At 73.3% G+C, this 20,389-nt stretch carries 12 protein-coding genes and 1 riboswitch; of the genes, 8 read left to right on the plus strand and 4 right to left on the minus strand.

Annotation, left to right across the window (positions count from 1 at the left end):
* Window positions 1–62 precede the first annotated feature (62 nt).
* The 3 genes from LCD35_RS09420 to LCD35_RS09430 form a co-directional block, all read right to left on the minus strand.
* A complete protein-coding gene (locus LCD35_RS09420; protein ID WP_224959703.1) occupies window positions 63–719 on the minus strand; it encodes a class I SAM-dependent methyltransferase in 657 nt (218 codons plus the stop codon).
* A gap of 84 nt (window positions 720–803) precedes the next feature.
* Window positions 804–1,877 carry a ribonucleotide-diphosphate reductase subunit beta gene (locus LCD35_RS09425; RefSeq protein WP_224959704.1) on the minus strand — a complete coding sequence of 358 codons (1,074 nt, stop codon included), beginning with the start codon at window positions 1,875–1,877 and terminating at the stop codon, window positions 804–806.
* A gap of 25 nt (window positions 1,878–1,902) precedes the next feature.
* Window positions 1,903–4,734 carry a ribonucleoside-diphosphate reductase subunit alpha gene (locus LCD35_RS09430; protein WP_224959705.1) on the minus strand — a complete coding sequence of 944 codons (2,832 nt, stop codon included), beginning with the start codon at window positions 4,732–4,734 and terminating at the stop codon, window positions 1,903–1,905.
* Between the two features lie 121 nt (window positions 4,735–4,855).
* Window positions 4,856–5,080, minus strand: a riboswitch (cobalamin riboswitch).
* Between the two features lie 218 nt (window positions 5,081–5,298).
* Between LCD35_RS09430 and LCD35_RS09435 the strand changes: the two genes are divergently transcribed.
* Window positions 5,299–7,008: a bifunctional UDP-sugar hydrolase/5'-nucleotidase gene (locus LCD35_RS09435; RefSeq protein ID WP_224959706.1), complete on the plus strand. Its 1,710-nt coding sequence runs from the start codon at window positions 5,299–5,301 to the stop codon at window positions 7,006–7,008.
* A gap of 101 nt (window positions 7,009–7,109) precedes the next feature.
* Here LCD35_RS09435 and LCD35_RS09440 read toward each other — a convergent pair whose 3' ends face one another.
* Window positions 7,110–8,477 carry a helix-turn-helix transcriptional regulator gene (locus tag LCD35_RS09440; protein ID WP_224959708.1) on the minus strand — a complete coding sequence of 456 codons (1,368 nt, stop codon included), beginning with the start codon at window positions 8,475–8,477 and terminating at the stop codon, window positions 7,110–7,112.
* A gap of 206 nt (window positions 8,478–8,683) precedes the next feature.
* On the opposite strand from LCD35_RS09440, the gene LCD35_RS09445 reads away from it, so the two are divergent.
* The 7 genes from LCD35_RS09445 to LCD35_RS09475 all read left to right on the plus strand — a co-directional run bounded on the left by LCD35_RS09445 (window position 8,684) and on the right by LCD35_RS09475 (window position 20,374).
* Window positions 8,684–9,487 carry a DeoR/GlpR family DNA-binding transcription regulator gene (locus LCD35_RS09445; RefSeq protein WP_225044044.1) on the plus strand — a complete coding sequence of 268 codons (804 nt, stop codon included), beginning with the start codon at window positions 8,684–8,686 and terminating at the stop codon, window positions 9,485–9,487.
* The gene (locus LCD35_RS09450; protein WP_224977753.1) at window positions 9,477–12,287 is read left to right on the plus strand and encodes an AAA family ATPase; all 2,811 of its coding nucleotides are present in this window, start codon (window positions 9,477–9,479) and stop codon (window positions 12,285–12,287) included. Before LCD35_RS09445 ends, LCD35_RS09450 begins: the two co-directional genes overlap by 11 nt.
* A gap of 202 nt (window positions 12,288–12,489) precedes the next feature.
* Entirely contained in the window at window positions 12,490–12,702 is a 213-nt protein-coding gene (locus tag LCD35_RS09455; RefSeq protein WP_224959710.1) for a hypothetical protein, read from the plus strand.
* Complete coding sequence (locus LCD35_RS09460) at window positions 12,702–15,275, plus strand: AAA family ATPase (RefSeq protein WP_224977754.1); 2,574 nt, start codon at window positions 12,702–12,704, stop codon at window positions 15,273–15,275. Before LCD35_RS09455 ends, LCD35_RS09460 begins: the two co-directional genes overlap by 1 nt.
* Window positions 15,276–15,285: 10 nt before the next feature.
* A complete protein-coding gene (locus LCD35_RS09465; RefSeq protein WP_224977752.1) occupies window positions 15,286–18,114 on the plus strand; it encodes an AAA family ATPase in 2,829 nt (942 codons plus the stop codon).
* Between the two features lie 433 nt (window positions 18,115–18,547).
* Complete coding sequence (locus LCD35_RS09470) at window positions 18,548–19,216, plus strand: helix-turn-helix transcriptional regulator (protein WP_224963153.1); 669 nt, start codon at window positions 18,548–18,550, stop codon at window positions 19,214–19,216.
* Window positions 19,217–19,432: 216 nt separating this feature from the next.
* Window positions 19,433–20,374, plus strand: coding sequence for a 1-phosphofructokinase family hexose kinase (locus LCD35_RS09475; protein ID WP_224963156.1), 942 nt, complete (start codon window positions 19,433–19,435; stop codon window positions 20,372–20,374).
* The last annotated feature ends 15 nt before the right edge of the window (window positions 20,375–20,389 follow it).

The raw sequence follows: 20,389 nt of genomic DNA on the forward strand, positions 1-20,389 counted from the left end.
CCGACCAATGGCCCGTTCGACCACGAAGAACGGGCGGGTGGGCCATTCACCTGGGGCCGGGTTCAGTCGCGGCGGGCGACGAGGACGACACCGGGGCCGGTGTGCTCGTCGGCGGGCAGGCGGAGTTCGGCGGTGGGGTGCAGGCCCGCCTGCTCGACGAGCGCGGTGAGCTGCTCGGGCCGCCACTGGTACGTCGTCCAGCGGACCGGGACGCCGTAGTAGGCCTCGGTGCGCTGCACGTCGTCGTCGCCGACGTGCGTCGCGATGATCAGCTGACCGCCCGGGACGAGCGCGCTCGCGAACGACGACAGCACGCCCGGCAGCACCTCGCGCGGCAGGTTGAACAGCGACCACCAGCCGAGCAGCCCGCCGAAGGACGACTCCGGCAAGCCGAGTTCGGTGGCCGATCCGACGCGGAACGAGCACCCCGGATGCAGCCGCCGCGCGTGCTCGACCATCCGGGGCGACAGGTCCACGCCCGACACGTCGAGCCCGCGTTCGGCCAGGTAGCCGGTGACCGTGCCCGGCCCGCAACCGACGTCGAGCACGGGGCCGAGCTCGGCGACCTGATCGGCGAACACGTCCATCGCGGCGCGCAGCCACGGGTGGGCGCGGACGTCGCCGATGCCCGTCGTGGTCACCATGTCCACGTAGTTGTCGGCCACGCGGTCGTAGGACTCCCGGACGACGTCGAGATCAGCGGGAACAGGAACACCCATCCCGGCACCCTATGCCGCGGCGACGGCCCGGCGGGGCGGAACCCGCGGGCCGCCCGCCGAGTCCCCGGCGGGCGGCCCGATCCGTCAGTCCCAGGTGAGGGAGGAGCCGGACTGGTATTCGGTGACGCGGGTCTCGAAGAAGTTCTTCTCCTTCTTCAGGTCCATCGCCTCCGACATCCACGGGAACGGGTTCTCGACCTCGGCGAACACCGGGGTGAGGCCCAGCTGCGCGCAGCGGCGGTTGGTGATGAAGTGCATGTACTGCTCGCACAGCTCGGCGTTGATGCCGAGGATGCCGCGGGGCATGGTGTCCCGGCCGTAGGCGACCTCCAGGCGGCACGCGTCGGCGAGCATGCCGCGCACCTCCTCCTGGAACTCGGCGCTCCACAGGTGCGGGTTCTCCAGCTTGATCTGGTTGATGCAGTCGATGCCGAAGTTCAGGTGGATCGACTCGTCGCGCAGGATGTACTGGTACTGCTCGGCGATGCCGACCATCTTGTTCCGCCTGCCCAGCGACAGGATCTGGGCGAAACCGGTGTAGAACCACATGCCCTCGAAGATCACGTAGAAGGCGATGAGGTCGCGCAGGAACGCCTGGTCGCGCTCCGGTCCGCCGGTGGCGAACTCGGGGTTCTCCAGGTTCTGGGTGTGCCGCAGCGCCCACTCGTCCTTCTCCGAGATGGACGGGATCTCGCGGTAGGCGTTGAACAGCTCGCCCTCGTCGAGGCCCAGGCTCTCGCAGATGTACTGGAAGGTGTGCGTGTGCACGGCCTCCTCGAACGCCTGGCGCAGCAGGTACTGGCGGCACTCGGGGTTGGTGATGTGCCGGTACACGGCGAGCACGATGTTGTTGGCCACCAACGACTCCGCCGTGGCGAAGAACCCGAGGTTGCGCTTGAGCATCAGCCGCTCGTCCTCGGTGAGCCCGTCGCGGGAGCGCCACAGGGCGATGTCGGCGTGCATGGACACCTCGGTGGGCATCCAGTGGTTGTTGCAGCCGGCGAGGTACTTCTCCCACGCCCAGCCGTACTTCAGCGGCAGCAGCTGGTTCACGTCCGCCTGCGCGTTGATCATCGCCTTGTCGTCGACGTTGATCCGGCCCGCGCCGCGGTCGATCTCGCCGAGCCCGGTGGCGTCGGGGGTGTGCACGGAAGTCATGAGTCCTCCAGGGGGAACGGGGCGGTCACTGGCAGGCTTCGCAGTCCGGGTCGTCGATCGCGCACGCCTGCGGCTGCGGCGACGGGGCCGGGGCCGGTGCGGCGGCGGGGGAGACCGCGTTGAGCTTGCCGTCGGTGCCGCGCAGCGTGGACTTCTCCACGTGCGTCGCACTGCTGGACCGCAGGTAGTAGGTGGTCTTGAGGCCCTTGCGCCACGCCAGCCGGTACAGCTCGTCGAGCTTGCGGCCGCTCGGCGCCGCCATGTACAGGTTCAGCGACTGCGCCTGGTCGATCCACTTCTGGCGGCGGGACGCGGCCTCCACCAGCCAGCGCGGCTCGATCTCGAACGCGGTGGCGTACAACGACTTCAGCTCCGCGGGCACCCGGTCGATCGGGGCCAGGTCGCCGTCGAAGTACTTCAGGTCCTGCACCATCGCCTCGTCCCACACCCCGGCGGCCTTGAGGTCCCGCACCAGGTCGGCGTTGAGCACGGTGAAGTCGCCCGACATGTTCGACTTCACGTACAGGTTCCGGTACAGCGGCTCGATGGACTGGCCGACGCCGCAGATGTTCGAGATCGTCGCCGTCGGGGCGATGGCCAGCACGTTCGAGTTGCGCATGCCGTTCGCGCGCACCCGCTCCCGCAGCCCGTCCCAGTCCAGTGTGGACGAACGATCCAGGTCGACGCCGGTCTCGCGGGCCTGCGCCAGCAGCTCCAGCGAGTCGATCGGCAGCACGCCCCGGCTCCACAGCGAACCCTCGAACGACTCGTAGCGCCCGCGCTCGGCGGCCAGCTCGGAGGACGCGGCGATCGCGTGGAAGCTGATGTGCTCCATGCTCAGGTCCGCGAACTCCACCGCCGCCTGCGAGGACATCGGGATGCGCTGCGCGAACAGCGCGTCCGAGAAGCCCATCAGGCCCAGGCCCACCGGGCGGTGCCGCAGGTTCGAGGCCCGCGCCTCCGGGATCGTGTAGAAGTTCACGTCGATGACGTTGTCCAGCATCCGCACCGCCGTGCGGGTGGTGCGCCGCAGCCGCTCCACGTCCAGGCCCTCGGCCGTGACGTGCCGCGCCAGGTTGATCGAACCGAGGTTGCAGACCGCGACCTCGTCCTTGCTCGTGTTCAGCGTGATCTCGGTGCACAGGTTCGAGGAGTGCACCACGCCCGCGTGCTGCTGCGGCGACCGCAGGTTGCACGGGTCCTTGAAGGTGATCCACGGATGCCCGGTCTCGAACAGCATCGTCAGCATCCGGCGCCACAGGTCCACCGCGCGGACCTGGCGGAACACCTTCAGCTCACCGCGCTCGGCGGCCGCCTCGTACTCCCGGTAGCGCTGCGCGAACGCGGTGCCGTACAGGTCGTGCAGGTCCGGCACCTCGTCCGGGGAGAACAGGGTCCACGGCTCGTCGGCCTCCACCCGGCGCAGGAACTCGTCCGGCACCCAGTTCGCCGTGTTCATGTCGTGCGTGCGCCGCCGGTCGTCCCCGGTGTTCTTGCGCAGGTCGAGGAATTCCTCGACGTCCACGTGCCAGGTCTCCAGGTACGCGCACACCGCGCCCTTGCGCTTGCCGCCCTGGTTCACCGCGACCGCCGTGTCGTTGGCGATCTTCAGGAACGGCACCACGCCCTGCGAGGAACCGTTGGTCCCCTTGATGTGCGCGCCCGTGCCCCGCACCGGGGTCCAGTCGTTGCCGAGCCCGCCCGCGTACTTCGACAGCAGCGCGTTGTTGCTGATGCCGTGGAAGATCCCGTGCAGGTCGTCGTCCACAGTGGTCAGGAAGCAGGACGACAGCTGCGGGCGGGTGGTGCCCGCGTTGAACAGCGTCGGCGTCGAGCACATGAAGTCGAACGAGGAGATCAGGTCGTAGAACTCGATCGCCCGCGCCTCCCGGTCGTCCTCGCGCAGCGCCACGCCCATCGCGACCCGCATGAAGAACGCCTGCGGCAGCTCGAACCGCACCCCGTCCTCGTGCAGCAGGTACCGGTCGTAGAGCGTCTGCAGGCCGAGGAAGCCGAACGCGATGTCCCGGTCCGCGTCCAGCGCCGCGCCCAGCCGCTCCAGGTCGAAGCGGGCCAGCTCCGGGTCCAGCTGCTCCAGCTCGATGCCGCGGCGCACGTAGTCGGCGAAGTAACCGGCGTAGCGGTCCCGCATCTGCACCTGGTCGGCCTCGGCCGGCTCGCCCGCGACGAAGCTCAGCGCCTCCCGACGCAGCTTGTCCAGCAGCAGCCGCGAGGTCACCAGCGAGTAGTTCGGCTCCGCCTCCACGAAGGTGCGCGCCGCCATCGTCAGCGACTCGGCCAGCTCCGCGGAGCTGATGCCGTCGTAGACGTTGCGCCGCACCTCGCGCAGCACCTGGTCGGCGTGCACGTCGTCGAGGTCCGAGCAGGCCTGCTCGACGACGGTCGACACCCGCTCCCAGTCCAGCGGCACCCGGGTGCCGTCCGGCGCGGTCATCTCCAGGCGGGGAGCGGCGTCCTCGACGGGAGCCACCTCGGCCTCGCGGGCCTGCGCGTGCTCCTCCCGGTAGAGCACGTAGGCGCGGGCGACACCGTGGTGCCCGCCGCGCATCAGCGCCAGCTCCACCATGTCCTGGATCTGCTCGATGTGCACCAGGCCTTCGGTACCCGCGTGGCGCAGCACGCCCTGCGCCGCCTGCTCCGTCAACTCCGCGACGATCTGGTGCAACCGCGACGACGATGCGGCCGAATCCCCCTCGGCCGCCAGGAACGCCTTGGTCAACGCCACGGAGATCTTCGTTTCGTCCCAACCGGAAACGGTCCCGTCGCGCCGCAGCACCCGCACTCCTGCCGGTACCACCGCGGTCGCTGCTGACGGCCGGGTCGTGGACTCGGTCACTGGCTCTCTCCTCGCAAGCTCGGACACCTGCCCGGAACTCCTCGGAACGCGCCAGGACCCGCGGCGCGCACGGCACCGCTCGTCCCACGACCCTCCCGCGAGGTCCCGGACGGCGCGCACCCCTCGTGCGCGCACCGATGGCAGGTCTTCGGACTCACGGGCGACCGGTGCTCGGCACCGGGCCTACTGGCCGTCGCTTCCCGGACGCCGAGCGTCCAGTGCTGCACCACCGGGAGGTGGTGACGGCGGTCGTTCCCGTTCACCGCTGCGGGGCAGTCCCGGATTCGCACCGGGTTCCCTGTTGTCACGCCGGGCGGACCGGCGAACCATCAGCGGGCGCCACACTACATCTTGGGTTCGGCGGTGATCCGGACCCCATCATCATCGGCGTGGCGGTGCCGGTGCGGAGGCGCTCGGTAGCCGTCCGCGCACTCCTCGGCCGCATCCTGCCCGGCCGCGGGCGGCTCCGCACGACCGCGAGGTGTGACGCGGAATCGGTGGTGGTCGGCAGCGGGTCCGGGCAGACTGCCTCCCGAGATCACCACCTGGGAGGAAGACCGAACCATGCGTGCCCACCGCGTGCGACGCGGACTCGCCGTCGCCGCCACCGCACTGGCCACCGCGGCCACGGCCACCGGGGCCACCGCCGGCGCCGCGCCGCAGGACCCGCCCGCGACCACCGACGTCCGGCTGATCACCTTCAACGACCTGCACGGCAACCTCGAACCGCCCACCGGGTCCTCCGGGCAGATCGAGCTCGACGACGGCCGGACCGTCGACGCCGGCGGCGCCGCCTACCTCGCCACCCACCTGCAGCGGCTGCGCGACGAGGTGCCGAACTCGCTGGTCTTCTCGACCGGCGACAGCGTCGGCGCCTCGCCGGTGAACTCCGCGCTGTTCCACGACGAACCCACCGTCGACTTCCTCAACTCGCAGGACGTGCGCGGCCACGTCGTCGGCAACCACGAGTTCGACGAGGGCTACCAGGAACTCCAACGGCTGCAGACCGGCGGCTGCCACCCGCAGGACGGTTGCGAGTTCCGGGATTCCTTCGCCGGCGCGGACTTCCCGTACCTCGGCGCCAACGTCACCTTCGAGGACGGCGGTGCCCCCGCGCTGCTGCCGTTCACCGTGCAGGTCTCCGGCGGGGTGCCGATCGGCGTGATCGGCGCGACCCTGCAGGACCTGCCCGACGTGGTCAGCCCCGAAGCGGTGCGCGGACTCCGGTTCGGCGACGAGGTCGAAGCCATCGACCGCACCTCCGACGCGCTGGAGCGCTTCGGCGTCAAGGCGCAGGTCGTGCTGCTGCACCAGGGCGACGAAGCCGACGGCGGCGGCCCGAACTCCTGCCAGGTCACCCCCGGCGGCCCCGCGAGCCGCATCGCGGAACAGGTCTCCCCGCAGGTCGACGCCGTGTTCAGCGCGCACAGCCACCAGCAGTACACCTGCACCGCCACCGACCCGGCGGGCGACCCGCGTCCCCTCGTGCAAGGCGCCTCCTACGGCAGGCTGCTGTCGGTGCTGGACCTGCGCGTCGACCGCGACACCCGCGAAGTGGTGCGGGAGAGCAGCACCGCGCGCAACGAGGTCGTCACCCGCGACGTCGAACCCGACGCCGAGACGGCCGCGCTCGTCGAGGAAGCCCGCGCGAAGGCGGCGCCGATCGCGAACCGCGCCGTCGGCACCGCCACCGGCGACCTGCTGAAGACCCCGGCGCCGTCCGGGGAATCCGGCCTCGGCAGCGTCATCGCCGACGCGCAGCTCGCCGCCACCCGCGACACGGGGGCGCAGCTCGCGCTGACCAACCCCGGCGGGGTGCGCGCCGACCTGCCGCACGCCTCTTCCCCGGCGGGCGAAGGCGACGGCGTCATCACCTACGGCGAAGCGTTCGCGGTGCAGCCCTTCGGCAACACCATGCAGACCATGACCCTCACCGGCGCGCAGCTGCGGGACGTGCTGGAGCAGCAGTGGAGCCCGGAGGGCGAGAACGTGCTGCAGGTGTCGGCGGACCTGCACTACGAGTACTCGCGGTCCGCGCCCATCGGGTCGAAGGTCTCCGGGCTCACCCTCGACGGCGCACCGGTGGACCCGGCCGCGCCGTACCGGGTGGCGGTGAACAACTTCCTCGCCGGCGGCGGGGACGGGTTCAGCGGCTTCACCGAGGGCACCGACGTCGCGGGCGGGCCGGTGGACCTGGACGCGCTGCTGGGCTACCTGGCGGAGCACCCCGACGTGGTGCCGCCGGCGCCGGACCGCATCACCGCGAAGGACTGAGCCGGGGTCCCGGCGGCGCACCCCGTGCCGCCGGGATCTCCTTTCGCACGGCCACTTCCTCCCGCCGCGCCCGGCCGCGCCGACGGAGGTCCGCCGCACCGTCAGCGGGGGACCGGCCGGGGTGCGATGACACCGTCGATGCCGAGCGCCAGCTCCTCCGCGCAGTCGCGCCAGGCGTGGCGCGAGCCCACCAGCTCCGCGCAGCGGCGGCGCAGCCCGGCGAGCCTGCCGCGCAGCCGGGCGCTGCGCACCCCGCCGGCCAGCAGCACCGCCCGGCGCCCGTGCCGCACCGCCGACGCGTGGTCGCCGAGCGCGAACTTCGCCTCCGCCAGGCTCGCCAGCTCGAACACCGCGGACCGCACCTCCCCGGGCGCGCGGGCGGCCACCGCGCGGGACAGGTGCAGCGCCGCGGATTCGTGCTCGCCCACCACCAGCTGCACCGAGCCGGTCAAGCCCAGCACGTCCGCTTCCCCGAACCAGCGGAACATCGGGTAGTCGGCCTCGATCTCGGCGGTGGCGTGCAGCGCGCGCCCCTGGTCGAGCATCCGCCGCACCGAGCCGCGGCGTTCGCCGCGCGCCGCGGCCCACGCCGAGTTCAGCTGCAGCACCGAGCTCACCAGCGGCGAGGCCTCGGCCCGGATCGACCCCAGCTGGAACAGCTTCAGCGCCGAGTTCGGATCGCCGAAGTCCAGTTCGGCGCGCCCCGCCGCGTACAGCGTCCGCGCGATCGCCAGCGGATCCGCCCCGTCCCGGCCGAAGTCCAGCGCCCGCCCGTAGTGCGCGTTCCCGCTGGCGAGCAGCCCGTTCTCCACCGCCGTCCAGCCCGCGGTGGCGTGCAGCTTGCACAGCGCGCCCAGCAGGTCGCTGCGCACCGCCTCGCTCATCGAGGCCTCCAGCATCCGCTCGGCGCGCCGGGCGGCGGCCGCGACGGTGCCGTACTGGCCGACCCCGCCGTAGCGCTGGTCTATCTGCCGCAGCGAACCCATCAACACGTCGAGCGCCGCGACGTCGGAGCTGCCGACCCGGCCCGGCGGGGTCGGCGGCAGCTCGGCGAACCGGCGCAGCTCGGCGGCGAACAGGTCGGCGGAGCCGGACACGTCGACCTCCGCGCCCAGCACCAGCGAACCGGCGTAGGACAGGAAGCGGCGGCGCTTCGCCTTCTCGTCCTCCTCGACGGGCGGATCGGTGCCCTCCGCGGCCGGGTCCGGTTCCCCGGCCATGCCCATCCAGCCGCGCGGTATCCCGAGCCCGGTGGCTATCCGGGCCAGCAACTCGTAGCTGCGCACGGCGCGGCCGTTGAGCACGTCGCTGACCTCGCTCTGGGCCTGCCCGGTGAGCTGGGCGATGCGGCTCTGCGAGACGCCGTGCTCGCGCAGCACCCGGTAGACCGTGCCGATGTCGCGCACCGCCAGGGCGTCGCGGACTTCCGCGCTCCGCCAGACCGCCGGCGGAATGTCCTCTGTTGACACCAGGCCACCGTATACTGAAAGTGATCAATTGAGTGCGGAGAGTGAAAAGATCACCGGATCGGAGCGCCGGTGGACGGCAACCGGCGGTCGTTCCGCCGAATGCCACTCGAAGCAACACGAAACAACATCCCGCCATTGTGCCGCGCTGATCGTCGCCGGTAGCCTCGCCGGGCGGGGACTTCACGGGGGCGGGAAGCGAGACGCGGATGTACGCCGAGGAACGGCACTGGGCGATCTTGGAGCTGGCGCGGAAGGAAGGCCGGGTCGACGTGGCGGCGCTCGCATCGCGCTTCGACATGACCACGGAGACCGTGCGCCGCGACCTGACCGTGCTGGAGCGCCGCGGCGTGCTGCGCAGGGTGCACGGCGGCGCGATCCCCGTGGAGCGGCTGGGATTCGAGCCGAACGTGCCCGCCAGGGACTCGGTGATGACCGCCGAGAAGAACCGCATCGCGAAAGCGGCGCTGGAACTGGTGCCGGACGAGGGCGCGATCCTGCTCGACGCCGGCACCACGGTCGCGCGGATGGCGAACATCCTCCCCGTCGACCGGGAACTGACCGTGGTCACGCACTCGCCGACGACGGCGCTCACCCTCTCCGGCCGCGGCAACATCACCCTGATGCTGGTCGGCGGCAGGCTGCGCGGCCGCACGCTGGCGGCGGTGGACGGCTGGGCGCTGCACGCGCTCGGCGACATCTACGTGGACGTCGCGTTCATGGCGACCAACGGGCTGTCCCTGGAACGCGGCCTCACGACACCGGATTCGGCCGAGTCGATGGTGAAGCGGGCGGCGATCTCGGCGGCGCGGCGCACCATCGTGCTCGCCGACCACACCAAGATCGGCAACGACCACTTCGCGCGGTTCGGCGACCTCGCCGACGTGGACACGCTGATCACCGATGACGGCATCGACGAGCAGGTGGCGGAGGAGATCCGGCGCGCCCCCCCGCAGCATTCGGCATTCCGTACGCCGGGGGGCGGACCGGGAGGAACCCCGCATGGTGGCTGACCAAGGCGTGCAGAGCGGCCCGCCGGGGCGGCTGGTCGGACGTGAGCCCGAGCTCGCGCGGATCGCCGACGCTGCCCGGGCCGCGCGGGGCGGTTCGGGCCGGGCCGTCCTGCTGCGCGGGCCGGCGGGCATCGGCAAGACCGAGGTGCTGTGCAGCGCCCTGGCCGAACTCGACGGCCGCGCCACCCGCACCCTGTTCGCGCACTGCCCGGAGACCGGCACCGGTGCCTACGCGGCCGTGCGCGCGCTGCTGGCGCCGGTGCACGACCCGGAGCCGACCGGCAGCGCCCGCCTCGCACTGCCCGCCCTCTCCCCGGAGCGCACCGGGGACGGCGCCGCGACCGGCACCTACGCCGTGCTGCACGGGCTGCACTGGCTGGTCGCGGACCTCACCGGCGACGGGCCGCTGGTGCTGGCCGTCGACGACGTGCAGTGGTGCGACGAGAACTCCCTGCGGTTCCTGGCCTTCCTGCTGCGCCGCGCCGAGGAACTGCCGCTGCTGGTGCTGCTGGCCCAGCGCACCGGGGGGACCGCGCCGGGCGAGGCGCTGGGGGAGATCGCGGCGATGCCGTGGTGCGACACCGTGGACCTGCCCGCGCTGGGCGAGGGGTCGGTAGCCGAACTCCTCGACGCCGAGCTGCCCGCGCCGCCCGGCCCGGAGTTGGCCGCTCGTTGCGCCCAGGTCACCGGCGGCAACCCGTTCCTGCTCGGCAGGGTGCTGCGCCGGTTGCGGGAGGCGCCCGCGGAGGACGCCGCGGAACGGCTGGACGAGCTGCACCGCACCGTCGTGCTGCGCTCGCTGCTGGACCGGTTGTCGGAGTGCGGCGTGGCGGTGGCCCGCGCGGTCGCGACCCTGCCCGGCGAGCGGCTGGAGCTGATCGCGGCGCTGGCCGGGATCCACCAGCGGATGGCCGTCGTCGCGTTGCGCGAACTGCGGGATCGGGACCTGGTGGGGACCGGCGGCGGCATCGGGTTCGTGCACGACTTCGTCCGGCAGGCGGTGCTGGACCGCACCCCGCCCGCCGAGCTGGAACGGCTCCGGGAACGGGCCGCGATGCTGCTCAACGACGCGGGCCGACCGGCGGAGGAGGTCGCGGTGCTGCTGCTGCAGCTGCCGGGCGCGCCGCAGCCCTGGATGGCGGGGGTGCTGCGCGACGCGGCCACCCGGGCCGAGCAGCGCGGCGCGCCCGGCACGGCGGCCCGCTGCCTGGAACGGGTGCTGGTGGTGCAGGGCACCGACGTGGCGGTGCTGGCGCAGGCCGCGCGGGTGGCGGACCCGGTGACGGGGTTGCGCTACCTGGAGCGGGCGCTGGAGCTCGTCGACGATCCGCGGGCGCGGCTCCCGATCGCGGTGCAGTACGCGGTGGCGTCGCTGTCGGCGCAGAACTCGACGCGCGCCTTCGAGGTGGTCTCGGCCGCGCTGGACGAGCTGGACGCCGCGCTGGGGCCGGACCTCGGGGACGCGGACCGGACGTTGCGCACGCTGGCCGAATCGGTGCTGCTGGCCTCCGGCATGGACGAGAAGTCGACGCTGCCGCGGGTGGGGGCCCGGTTCCGCGACGTGGCGCCGCCCGCGGGCGACACCGCGGAGGAGCGCCAGCTGCTGGGGATGCTGGCTTCGCTGGGCGCGCTGCTGAACCGGCCCGCCGCGGAGGTCGCCGCGCAGGCCCGGTCGGTGCTGCGGATCAACGACGTGGAGGGCGACGGCTTCGCGCTGCTGGGGGCGTCGCTGCCGCTGTACCTGGCCGACGACAACGAGTCGGCGCTGGCGGCGCTGGACCTGCTGGTCGGGCACGCCCAGCGCTCGGGGCAGGCGTGGACGTACTGCCTGGCCACCAGCACCCGCGCGCTGGTGCACCACTGGACGGGCAACCTGGTGGAGGCGCTGGCGGACGCGCAGAGCTGCTACGACGTGCTGGAGCAGGAGTCCTGGAACGGCTCGATGACGATGCCGCAGATCGCGCTGGCGACCTCGCTGACCAGCCAGGGCGAGCCGGAGCGGGCGACGGCGGTGCTGGCGGAGATCTCCCGCGCCCGCTTCGAGGACTTCGCCTTGGAGTACCACCAGTTCCTGATGGCCCGGGCCCGCGCGCTGGAGGCCGCGGGAGATCCGGACGGCGCGCTGGAGCAGCTGTTCCGCTGCGCGCAGAGCCTGCGGGAGGCGGGCATCGACAACCCGGTGTTCGCGCCGTGGTGGTTCGACGCGGCCTGCCTGCTCGGCGACCTGGGCCGGGCGGAGGAGGGGGCGCGCGCCGCCGAGCACGGCGCGGTGCTGGCGCGGAAGTGGGGAACGCGGCGGGCGCGGGGCATGGCGCTGGCGGCGCGCGGCGCGGCGGCGGCGCGCCGCGCGGCGGTGCCGGTGCTGTCGGAGGCGGTGCGGGTGCTGTCGGCTTCGCCGGCGAAGCGGGAGCAGGCGAAGGCGGAGCACCTGCTGGGGCGGGCCCTGCTGCGCGCGGGCGAGCCGGAGGGCGCGCGCGAGCACCTGCGGTCGGCGCTGGACCTGTCGGTGCTGCACCGCGATCACCGGCAGGTGTCGGCGTCCTCGGCGGCACTGCTGGAGGCGGGCGGCCGGTTGCGGCACGGGACGGACTCGCCAGTGCACACCTTGAGCGGCAGCGAGCGGCGGGTGGCGGTCCGGGCGGCGGCGGGGGCGACGAACCGGGAGATCGCGGAGTCGTTGTTCCTCACGGTCCGGACGGTGGAGCTGCACCTGACCAGCGCCTACCGGAAGCTCGGCGTGCGGGGGCGCGCGGAGCTCCCGGCGGCGCTGGCGGTGGATCCGGAAGCCCCGGTTCCGTGAGTTCCCGTCCCGCTCCGCGGGGGGCGCGGGCAGGGCTCTTTCCCTGAATCGATCGTTCCCGACACGATCGGCCCGATCATGTCGTCTCGTGTGGAATTGTTTTGCTTTGTTTGCGAGAGAATGAGGTTGCTCACACCTTTGGGTGATACGCTCAGTGTCGTTCCGGCCCTAGCTTCATCTTTTCGAGTTAAGGGAGGTTGGTATGAGCGATCTCCTTCCTGTTGCGGTGAACGCGGCACTGCGCCGCAGACCTGCGCGGATTCGGAAAGGGGCTTCGACGCTAGTGATGATGACGGTGCGTGATGGCGAACGGGTCGACCGGCACCTGCGCTTTGGTCCGAATACTTTTCATGTTCGCCGGATTCCCATCCCGGACCCGGTGAACGGTGCGCTCGCACCATTCGGAGCGTGCTGATGGTCGCGGTCCACGACGCCCCCGGCCGAAGTTCCGCGGCGCCGCGACAGCACGAGCTGGTCGGGCGCGACGACGAGTTGCGGGTGGTCGGCGGACTCGTCGCCGACCTCGCCCGCGGCCGCTCCGGTCTGCTCACCATCAACGGCGCCCCCGGTTCCGGCCGCAGCGCCCTGCTGGAAGCGATGCTCGCCGACGCGCGCGCCGCCGGGCTCAACACGGCCGCCGCGCAGAGCTCACCGCTGGAGACCGACGTCCCCTACAGCACCGCCGCCCAGCAGATCGCCCTGCTCTGCCCGCCCGAGCAGCTCACCCGGATCAGCTCCGCGTGGGCCGAGGGCGCCGCCACCAACGCACCGATCCCGTTCCTGCGCAAGCAGATCCTGGACGTGGCGGCGCGGCGGCCGCTGCTGCTCGCCGTGGACGACCACCAGTGGATCGACCCCTGGTCGCTGGCCTGGTGCCACGCCATGCTGCGGCACCTGGACCGGGCGCCGGTCCTCATGGTGCGGACGGTGCGCGACACCGCCCCCGAGACCGACGGCGGCGCCCGCTGGGACGAGACGGTGCCGGTGCCGCCGCGACGAGTCCGGCTCGGCCCGCTCACCGTCCCGGACGTCGCCGAACTGCTGTCCCGGTACGGCCCCGCCGACCGGGACTTCGCCGCCGCCACCACGACCGAGACCGAGGGCAACCCGGCGGTGCTGCGGCTCGTGCTGGAGGAGTTCCACCGCGCGGGACTCGGCTTCGAATCCCGCCACGTCCCCCGGCTGCGGGTGCACGCCGCCGAAGCCGTCGCGCACCTGGTGGGCCGCACGCTGCGCGGACTGCCCGCCGACCACGTGGAGCTGCTGCGCGCGATCACCTTCTGCGGTGGGGAGTTCGACTTCGAGCTGGCCTGCGCGCTCGCCGGCCTGCACGGCCACGCCGCGGCCCGGGCCCGCACCTCGCTGCGGCACCTCGGGCTCATCTGCGAGTCCACCGAGGACGGCGTGCCGCGCGCGTCCAGCCCCGCCGTGGCGACCGGTGTGCTGGCCGAGATGGAACCGGCCGAGCGGGAGGAGCTGCACGGCCGCGCCGCCGAGATCGGCCACCGCGCCGCCGTCGAACCCTGCGCGCTGGCCGACATGCTGCTCAACGCACCGCAGATGCGCCGCCGCTGGGCGGTGGAGACGCTCGTCGAAGCCGCCGAGCGGCACCGCCAGGAGGGCAGGCACGAGCGCGCCACCGAACTGCTGCGCCGCGCCCTGCGCGAACCCGTGCCCGGCGACTGCAGGCAGCGGCTGCTGACCCGGCTCGCCGCGATCGAAGTGGCGCACGCCCCCGCCGCCAGCGACGGGCGGTTGCGCCAGGTGCTCACCGACGCGGTCGGCGCCGGCGACACGGCGCTGCTCGTCCAGGCCGCGGACCTGCTCGTCGCCCGCGGGGACTCGGAGACCGCGCGCCGCGAGCTCGCGACCGTCTGCGCCCGGGTGCGCAGTCCCGCGCTGGACGCGCTCGGCCTGCTGGCCGACGAACTGTGCGCGCCCGCCCCGGAACCGCTCGCCGTCCGGCTGCCGCCGGTGCCGGAGGAAGCCGCCGACCCGGCGCAGGCGGGTCTGCTGGCGTGGCGCTGCGCCCGGCTCGGCCGCCGCCCCGACCTGGTGCGCACCCTCGCGCGGGAGGCGCTCGCCGACCGCGGCCCCGAACTGCCGCTGGCCACCCGGATCGCGGCCTGCCACGCGCTGGCCTGCCGGGACGACGCGGCCGAGGCCGCGGCCGGGCTCACCGCTGTGATCTTCGACGCGGGCCGCCGCGGGGCGCGTGCCGCCGCCGCGTACGCGCTGGTGCAGCGGGCCGTGCTCGCCGCCAAGGACGACCGCTGCCCGGCGGCGGGCGCCGACCTGGCCGCGGCCGTGCGGCAGCTGCCGTTGCACTGCTGGCACCCGGCGCTGCTGCCGCACTACCTGGCCGCGCGGATCGGTGCGCTGCTGCGGCTGGAGGACGTAGCCGGCGCCGAGCGGGTGGCCGCCGCGGAGCTGCCGCTGGGTGCGGAGCGCGGCATGGGCTTCGCCTACCTGCTGCACGCCCGCGGCGAATTGCGCCTCGCGACGGGAGATCCGGCGACCGCGCTCGGCTACTTCCAGGAGTGCGGCCGGATGCTGCGCGCCAAGGAGTGGCTGAACCCGGCGGTGCTGTCCTGGCGGATGCCCGCCGCGATCGCGCAGGGCCGCCTCGGCGCGGCCCGCGCGGCGACCCGGCTCATCGGGGAGGAACTGGAGCTGGCCGAGCGCTGGGGCATGCCGGGGCTGCTGGAACCGGTGCACCGCAAGGCGTTGTCCGCCCTGGCGCTGGCCGGTTCGGGCCCGGCCGGCCCGGGAACCGCGGGTATCCCGCGGATGGGGGCGGCGCTGCGCGCCGCGCTGTCGGTGCCCGAGCGCCGGGCCGCGAGCCTCGCCGCGCGGGGTCTGTCCAACAAGGACATCGCGCAGGAACTGGGCGTGACGGTGCGGACCGTCGAGCTCCGGCTGACCAAGTCCTACCGCAAGCTCGGCATCGAAGGCCGCGCGCAGCTCCCCCCAGACCTGGCCGAGTGAGGCACGCCGGATGCTGGTCGAACGCGAGTGGGAGCTCGCCGTGCTGGAGTCCGCCGTCCGCCAGGTGGGCCGCGGGACCGGTTCGCTCGTGCTCATCAGCGGGATGCCCGGCAGCGGCCGCAGCGCGCTGCTGAGCAGGTTGCGCGAGCTCGCCACCGCGAGCGGGGCCCGGGTGCTCGGCGCGGGCGGCGCGGCCAGCGAGCGCTCGTTCCGGTTCGGGCTCGTGCGGCGGCTGCTGCACGACGTCACCGCCCCGGCCCAGGGACGGTCGCTCGCCGAGGCGCTGCCACCCGCCGACGAGGCGCGCGTCGAGGACCCGGGCGCGGTTCCGGTCGGCGTGCTGCACGCGCTGCACGCCCTGCTGGTCGGGGCGAGCGCGCGGTGCCCGCTGGTGCTGGCCGTGGACGACCTCCGGTGGGCCGACGAGGCCTCGTTGCGCTGCCTGGCCTACCTCGTCGGCCGGTTGCGGGGGATGCGGGTGCTGGTCGCGGTGGTGCTGGACCCGGATTCGGGCCGGGATCGGGGCGCGCTGGTCCGCGAGATCACCGCAGCCGCCGCGCACCGGGTGCGGCCCGGCCGGTTGTCGGTGGCCGCGACCGCGGAACTCGTCCGCGACCGGTTGTGCGCCGAGCCGGGCCCGGACGCCGACCCGGACGGGTTCGCCGCGGTGTGCCACGAGCTGACCGGCGGGCACCCGGGCGACCTGGTGAGCCTGCTGGACCAGGCCGCCGAGCAGGGGCTGCGCCCGGTGCCCGCGTCGCTGCCGATGCTGCGCGCGCTCGCCGAGGGTGATCGCAGGCGGCGGCTGGTGCGGGCCCTGTCCGGCGAGGAGTTCGCCGCCGACGTCGCCCGCGCCGTCGTCGTCCTCGGCGAGCACGCGGACCCCACGCTGGTGCAGCGGCTGTCCGGGCTGACGCCGAGCCGCTACGAGCGGGCGCTGCGGTCGCTGGAACCGTGGTTCCGGGTCCACCCGGGCCGGATCGAGGTGGCGGTGCCCGGTCAACGCGGCGAGCTGGCCGTGGAGCTGCTGGTGGACGACGTGATCGCCGCGGTCGAGGAATCCACCGCCGAGCACGACAGCACCCGGCTGCACCTGCGGGCGGCGGCCCTGCTGCACGGCCACGGCTATCCCCCGGAACCGGTGGGCGACCAGTTGCTGCTGGTGAACTCGACGCTGTCCAGCTGGGGCGTGCAGCGGTTGCGGGAAGCGGCCCACGCCGTGCTGCCGCGGTCCCCGGAGCTCGCGGCCCGCTACCTGCGGCGCGCCCTGCTGGACCTGGAATCCGGCGGGATGGGCCGGGTGCGGTTGCTCGCCGAGCTCGGCTCGGTGGAGCTGGCGTTCGACCTGCCCGCCGCGGTGCGCCACATCGGCCAGTCGGTGCCGCAGCTGCGCGAGGCGCGCGACCGCGCCCGCGTGCTGGGGCGGTTGCCGCTGACCGTGACCGGCGCGGACCCGCGGGTGGCCGAGCTGATCCGCGAGGTGGCGGCCGAGCACGGTCCCGCCGACCAGCTGGAGGGCACGGACCGGGAGCTGGCGCTGCGGCTGGAGGCGCGGACCCGCTACCTGGCGCTGGAGGACCCGGCGGCGCACGCGGCGGTCCCGGGGCGGATGGCCGAGCTCGACGCCCGCCAGTGCGCGCCCGGCCCCGCCGAGCGGGAACTGCGCGTGGTGCTGCTGGCCTCGATGGCGCTGACCGGCACGCCGCGGGCGGCGGAGGTCGCGTCGATGGCGCGGGAGCTGCTGGCCCAGGAACCGGCGAACGTCACCTCGGAGACGCACTCGGTGCTGCGCTACCTGCCGCCGATCCTGCTGGCGGCCGGCGCCCCGGAAGGCCTGGACTCGTGGCTGGCGCTGGCGGCCGACCACGCGCGCAGGCAGGGCGCCACCGCGGCGGAGGCGCTGGTCGCCGCGCAGCACAGCCTCGTGCACCTGGACTCCGGTCAGCTCGTGCAGGCCCGGCGCAGCGCGACGGCCGCCCTGGACCTGGTCGAGCCGGACACGCCGGAGTCGATGGCCGCGCCGGTGTTCGCGATGGGTGCGGTGGCCCGCAGGCTGCGGGACCGGGAACTGGCCGAGCGGGTGCTGCTGCTGCCGCATTCGCCGGACGACCTGCAGGTGGTGGCGCTGCGGCGGTTGGTGCAGAGCAACCTCGCGATGCAGGACGGCGATCCGGTGACGGCGCTGACGCACCTGCTGGACTGCGGCAGGCGCCTGGAGCAGGCCGGCTGGTTCGGCCCGGCGGCCTGCTCGTGGCGGCCCACCGCGGCGCTGCTGCGGCATCGGCTCGGCGACGTCCGGGCGGCGGTGGAGCTCGCGGAGGAGGAGTACCAGCGCGCCCGCGACTGGGGCGCCCCGACGCCGCTGGGCCGGGCGCTGCGGGTGCGCGCGGTGGTCACCGGGGGCGGTCGCCGGGTGGAGCTGCTGCGGGAAGCGGTGCAGGTGCTGCGGCCCGCGGCGGACCGGCTGGAGCTGGCGGGCGCGCTGGCCGCGCTCGGCGAGGCGCTGCGGGACCGGGCTCCGGCGGAGGCCGAGCTGGTGCTGGCCGAGAGCGCCCAGGTCGCGGCCCGCAGCGGCGCACCGCCGCACGCGACCGGCGCCCCGGGGCCCGGAGGCGGGCGCGGGAACGGCCCGTCGGAACCGGCCGCGGTGTTGACCCGGGCGGAAGAAGCGGTCGCGGAATCGGCGGCGCTGGGCCGCACCAACCAGGAGATCGCCGACGAGCTCCGGGTGAGCAGGCGAGCGGTCGAGAAGCACCTCACCGCGGCCTACCGAAAATTGGGGATCGACGGCAGGGCGGATCTCGCGAATTCACTTCTTCCGCGCGGGGCGGGCGGCTGAACGCGATTCGGCGCTGCGCCGCGTTCGCGCAGGGTGATCACGACGGTCACGCTTGGTCGCGGACCGCTACCTGCGGCAGGGCGGAATGTGGTGGGGGATTCACGTGATGTTGGTTCGTGCCCGTCCCTGTGGTGGCGGGTGGGGGCCTGAGCCGTACCCGAACCCACCCCCGCGATGTGGTTCGGTGCGGTCGTCCTGTCGTGAAATCCCTGGTGGATCGGCACCGAACCGAATCGGGCCGAACCGAACCGAACCAGCGGGCGGCTTGACCGCAGGCTTAAGGACGGCGCTGGCCCGCTGTTGACTTGGTTGGTTTTGAATCCATAGCCTTGTGGTGTCGTTGAATTCCGGTAATGCCTCCAACCGATGCCGGATCTGCGTTTCTCGCGAGCCAGAGAGGAATGGTCGAATTCTGATGACATCCAGCGGCACGATGCGAGCGCGACCCACGCCTGCCGGGGCGTCCGAAGAATCCGGTGAAGATTATCGGGACATTTACAGATCGTTGTTCGAGCAGTCCGGGATGTGCATGGCGAACCTCGATTCGAGCATGCGCGTGCTGGAGGCGAACAAGTACTTCTTCAAGCAGTTCGGGCGCGGTGCCGCCGACGTGCGGGGGCGCAGCTTCTACGACTTCCTGCACCCCAGCGTGCGCGGGAAGTTCCAATACCAGTTCGCCCGCCTCACCGAGGGCCGCAACCCGCGGTTCGTGGAGCACGCGGTCGCCGTCGGCGCGAAGGAAGCGCTGTTCGGCGGGGAGCTGACCGGCATCGCGGTGCCCGGCCGCTCCGGCCGCGTGGAGGGCGTCATGGTCGTGCTGCAGCCGGACGAGGGGCAGCGGGCCGCGATGGTCGGCGGCAAGGAGAAGCTGCTCAGCGAGGTCGACGCCCGGATCCTGGAGGGCGTCGCGGCCGGGGAGTCCACCGTGCAGCTGGCCGCGAAGCTCTACCTCAGCCGGGGCGGCGTCGAGTACCACGTGACGACGCTGCTGCGGAAGCTCAAGGTCACCAACCGCCCGGCGCTGGTCTCGAAGGGCTACTCGATGGGAATCCTCGGCGTCGGCCAGTGGCCGCCGCGGGTGCTGCCCGAGTACGTGAAGTGAGCGGCGGCCCTCCGCCGGGGTGCCGGCCCGGTGGTGGTCCGAGCTCGTTCCCGTCGATCGGCCCGCATAGCGGAGATCTTCCGGGAAAACCTTGAACTCACCGTGCGATGGTTGCCACCGGGGCGACCCCCGTGCAAGATCGATTTTTCTCCGGTGCCGGGCTCCGCGCGGAGCCGCCGACCCGGCGACCGCCTGGACCAGGGGAGGGCTGTGCGCGTGATCGTCACCGTCACGGCGAACCCCAGCCTCGACCGCACCGTGCAGGTGCGCAAACTGGTGCGCGGCGGCCTGAACCGCGCCTCCTCGATCCGCGTCGACCCGGGCGGCAAGGGCATCAACGTGGCCCGCGCTCTCGCCCAGCACGGCGTCGACGTCCGCGCGGTCGTGGCGGCGGGCGGCATCGAGGGCCAGCAGCTCGTGGCGTTGCTGGCCGGCTTGAGCATCGACGTGCTGCGGGTGCCCGCGGTGGGCCCGGTCCGCATCAACATGAGCGTCGTCGAACCCGACGCGACCGTCACCAAGTTCAACGAGCCAGGGGCGCTGCTGGACGCGGGCGACGCCCGTGCCCTGTGCGAGGCGGTGCTGCGCAGCGCGGACGGCGCGAACTGGGTGGTGATCGCGGGCAGCCTGCCGCCGGGGGTGAGCAGCGCCTACTACGCGGGGCTGATCCGGATGATCGGCTCGCTGGGCGTCCCGGTGGTGGTGGACACGAGCGGGCCCGCGCTGCACGAGGCCGTGCAGGCCCGGCCGGCGTTGGTGAAGCCCAATCTCCGGGAACTGGAGGAGACGGTAGGTCACTCGATTACAACGATCGGTGGCGTCGTCGATGCCGCCGACGAGATCCTCGAACTCGGGGCGGACACCGTGCTGGCCAGCCTCGGGGCTGATGGAGCCCTGCTGCGCGGGCACGATGGCTGCGGTTACGCCGAGGCGCCGGTGACCGCGCAGAACGCTGTCGGCGCGGGGGACGCTTTACTCGCCGGATATCTTTCCGAAGGCTGCGGAGGTCTGCCCGCCCTGGTCACCGCGGTGGCCTGGGGCGCGGCAGCGGCCTCGCTGCCGGGTAGCGCCATGCCACAACCGCACGACCTGCGCCCGGACCTGGTGCGCGTCGAGTCCCGGGTGCCCTGGGACCGGCGGCTGCACCGGGACCCCTGACGCGGGGAGGCGGTC

This window comes from Saccharopolyspora sp. 6V (assembly GCF_020176785.1).
In the GTDB taxonomy this organism is placed as follows: domain Bacteria; phylum Actinomycetota; class Actinomycetes; order Mycobacteriales; family Pseudonocardiaceae; genus Saccharopolyspora_C; species Saccharopolyspora_C gregorii.

Bases quoted from the DNA above. Each gene is read 5' to 3' on its own strand.
- LCD35_RS09420 (WP_224959703.1), bottom strand. From the start codon at position 719: ATGGGTGTTCCTGTTCCCGCTGATCTCGACGTCGTCCGGGAGTCCTAC.
- LCD35_RS09425 (WP_224959704.1), bottom strand. From the start codon at position 1,877: ATGACTTCCGTGCACACCCCCGACGCCACCGGGCTCGGCGAGATCGAC.
- LCD35_RS09435 (WP_224959706.1), top strand. From the start codon at position 5,299: ATGCGTGCCCACCGCGTGCGACGCGGACTCGCCGTCGCCGCCACCGCA.
- LCD35_RS09445 (WP_225044044.1), top strand. From the start codon at position 8,684: ATGTACGCCGAGGAACGGCACTGGGCGATCTTGGAGCTGGCGCGGAAG.
- LCD35_RS09450 (WP_224977753.1), top strand. From the start codon at position 9,477: ATGGTGGCTGACCAAGGCGTGCAGAGCGGCCCGCCGGGGCGGCTGGTC.
- LCD35_RS09455 (WP_224959710.1), top strand. From the start codon at position 12,490: ATGAGCGATCTCCTTCCTGTTGCGGTGAACGCGGCACTGCGCCGCAGA.
- LCD35_RS09460 (WP_224977754.1), top strand. From the start codon at position 12,702: ATGGTCGCGGTCCACGACGCCCCCGGCCGAAGTTCCGCGGCGCCGCGA.
- LCD35_RS09465 (WP_224977752.1), top strand. From the start codon at position 15,286: ATGCTGGTCGAACGCGAGTGGGAGCTCGCCGTGCTGGAGTCCGCCGTC.
- LCD35_RS09470 (WP_224963153.1), top strand. From the start codon at position 18,548: ATGCGAGCGCGACCCACGCCTGCCGGGGCGTCCGAAGAATCCGGTGAA.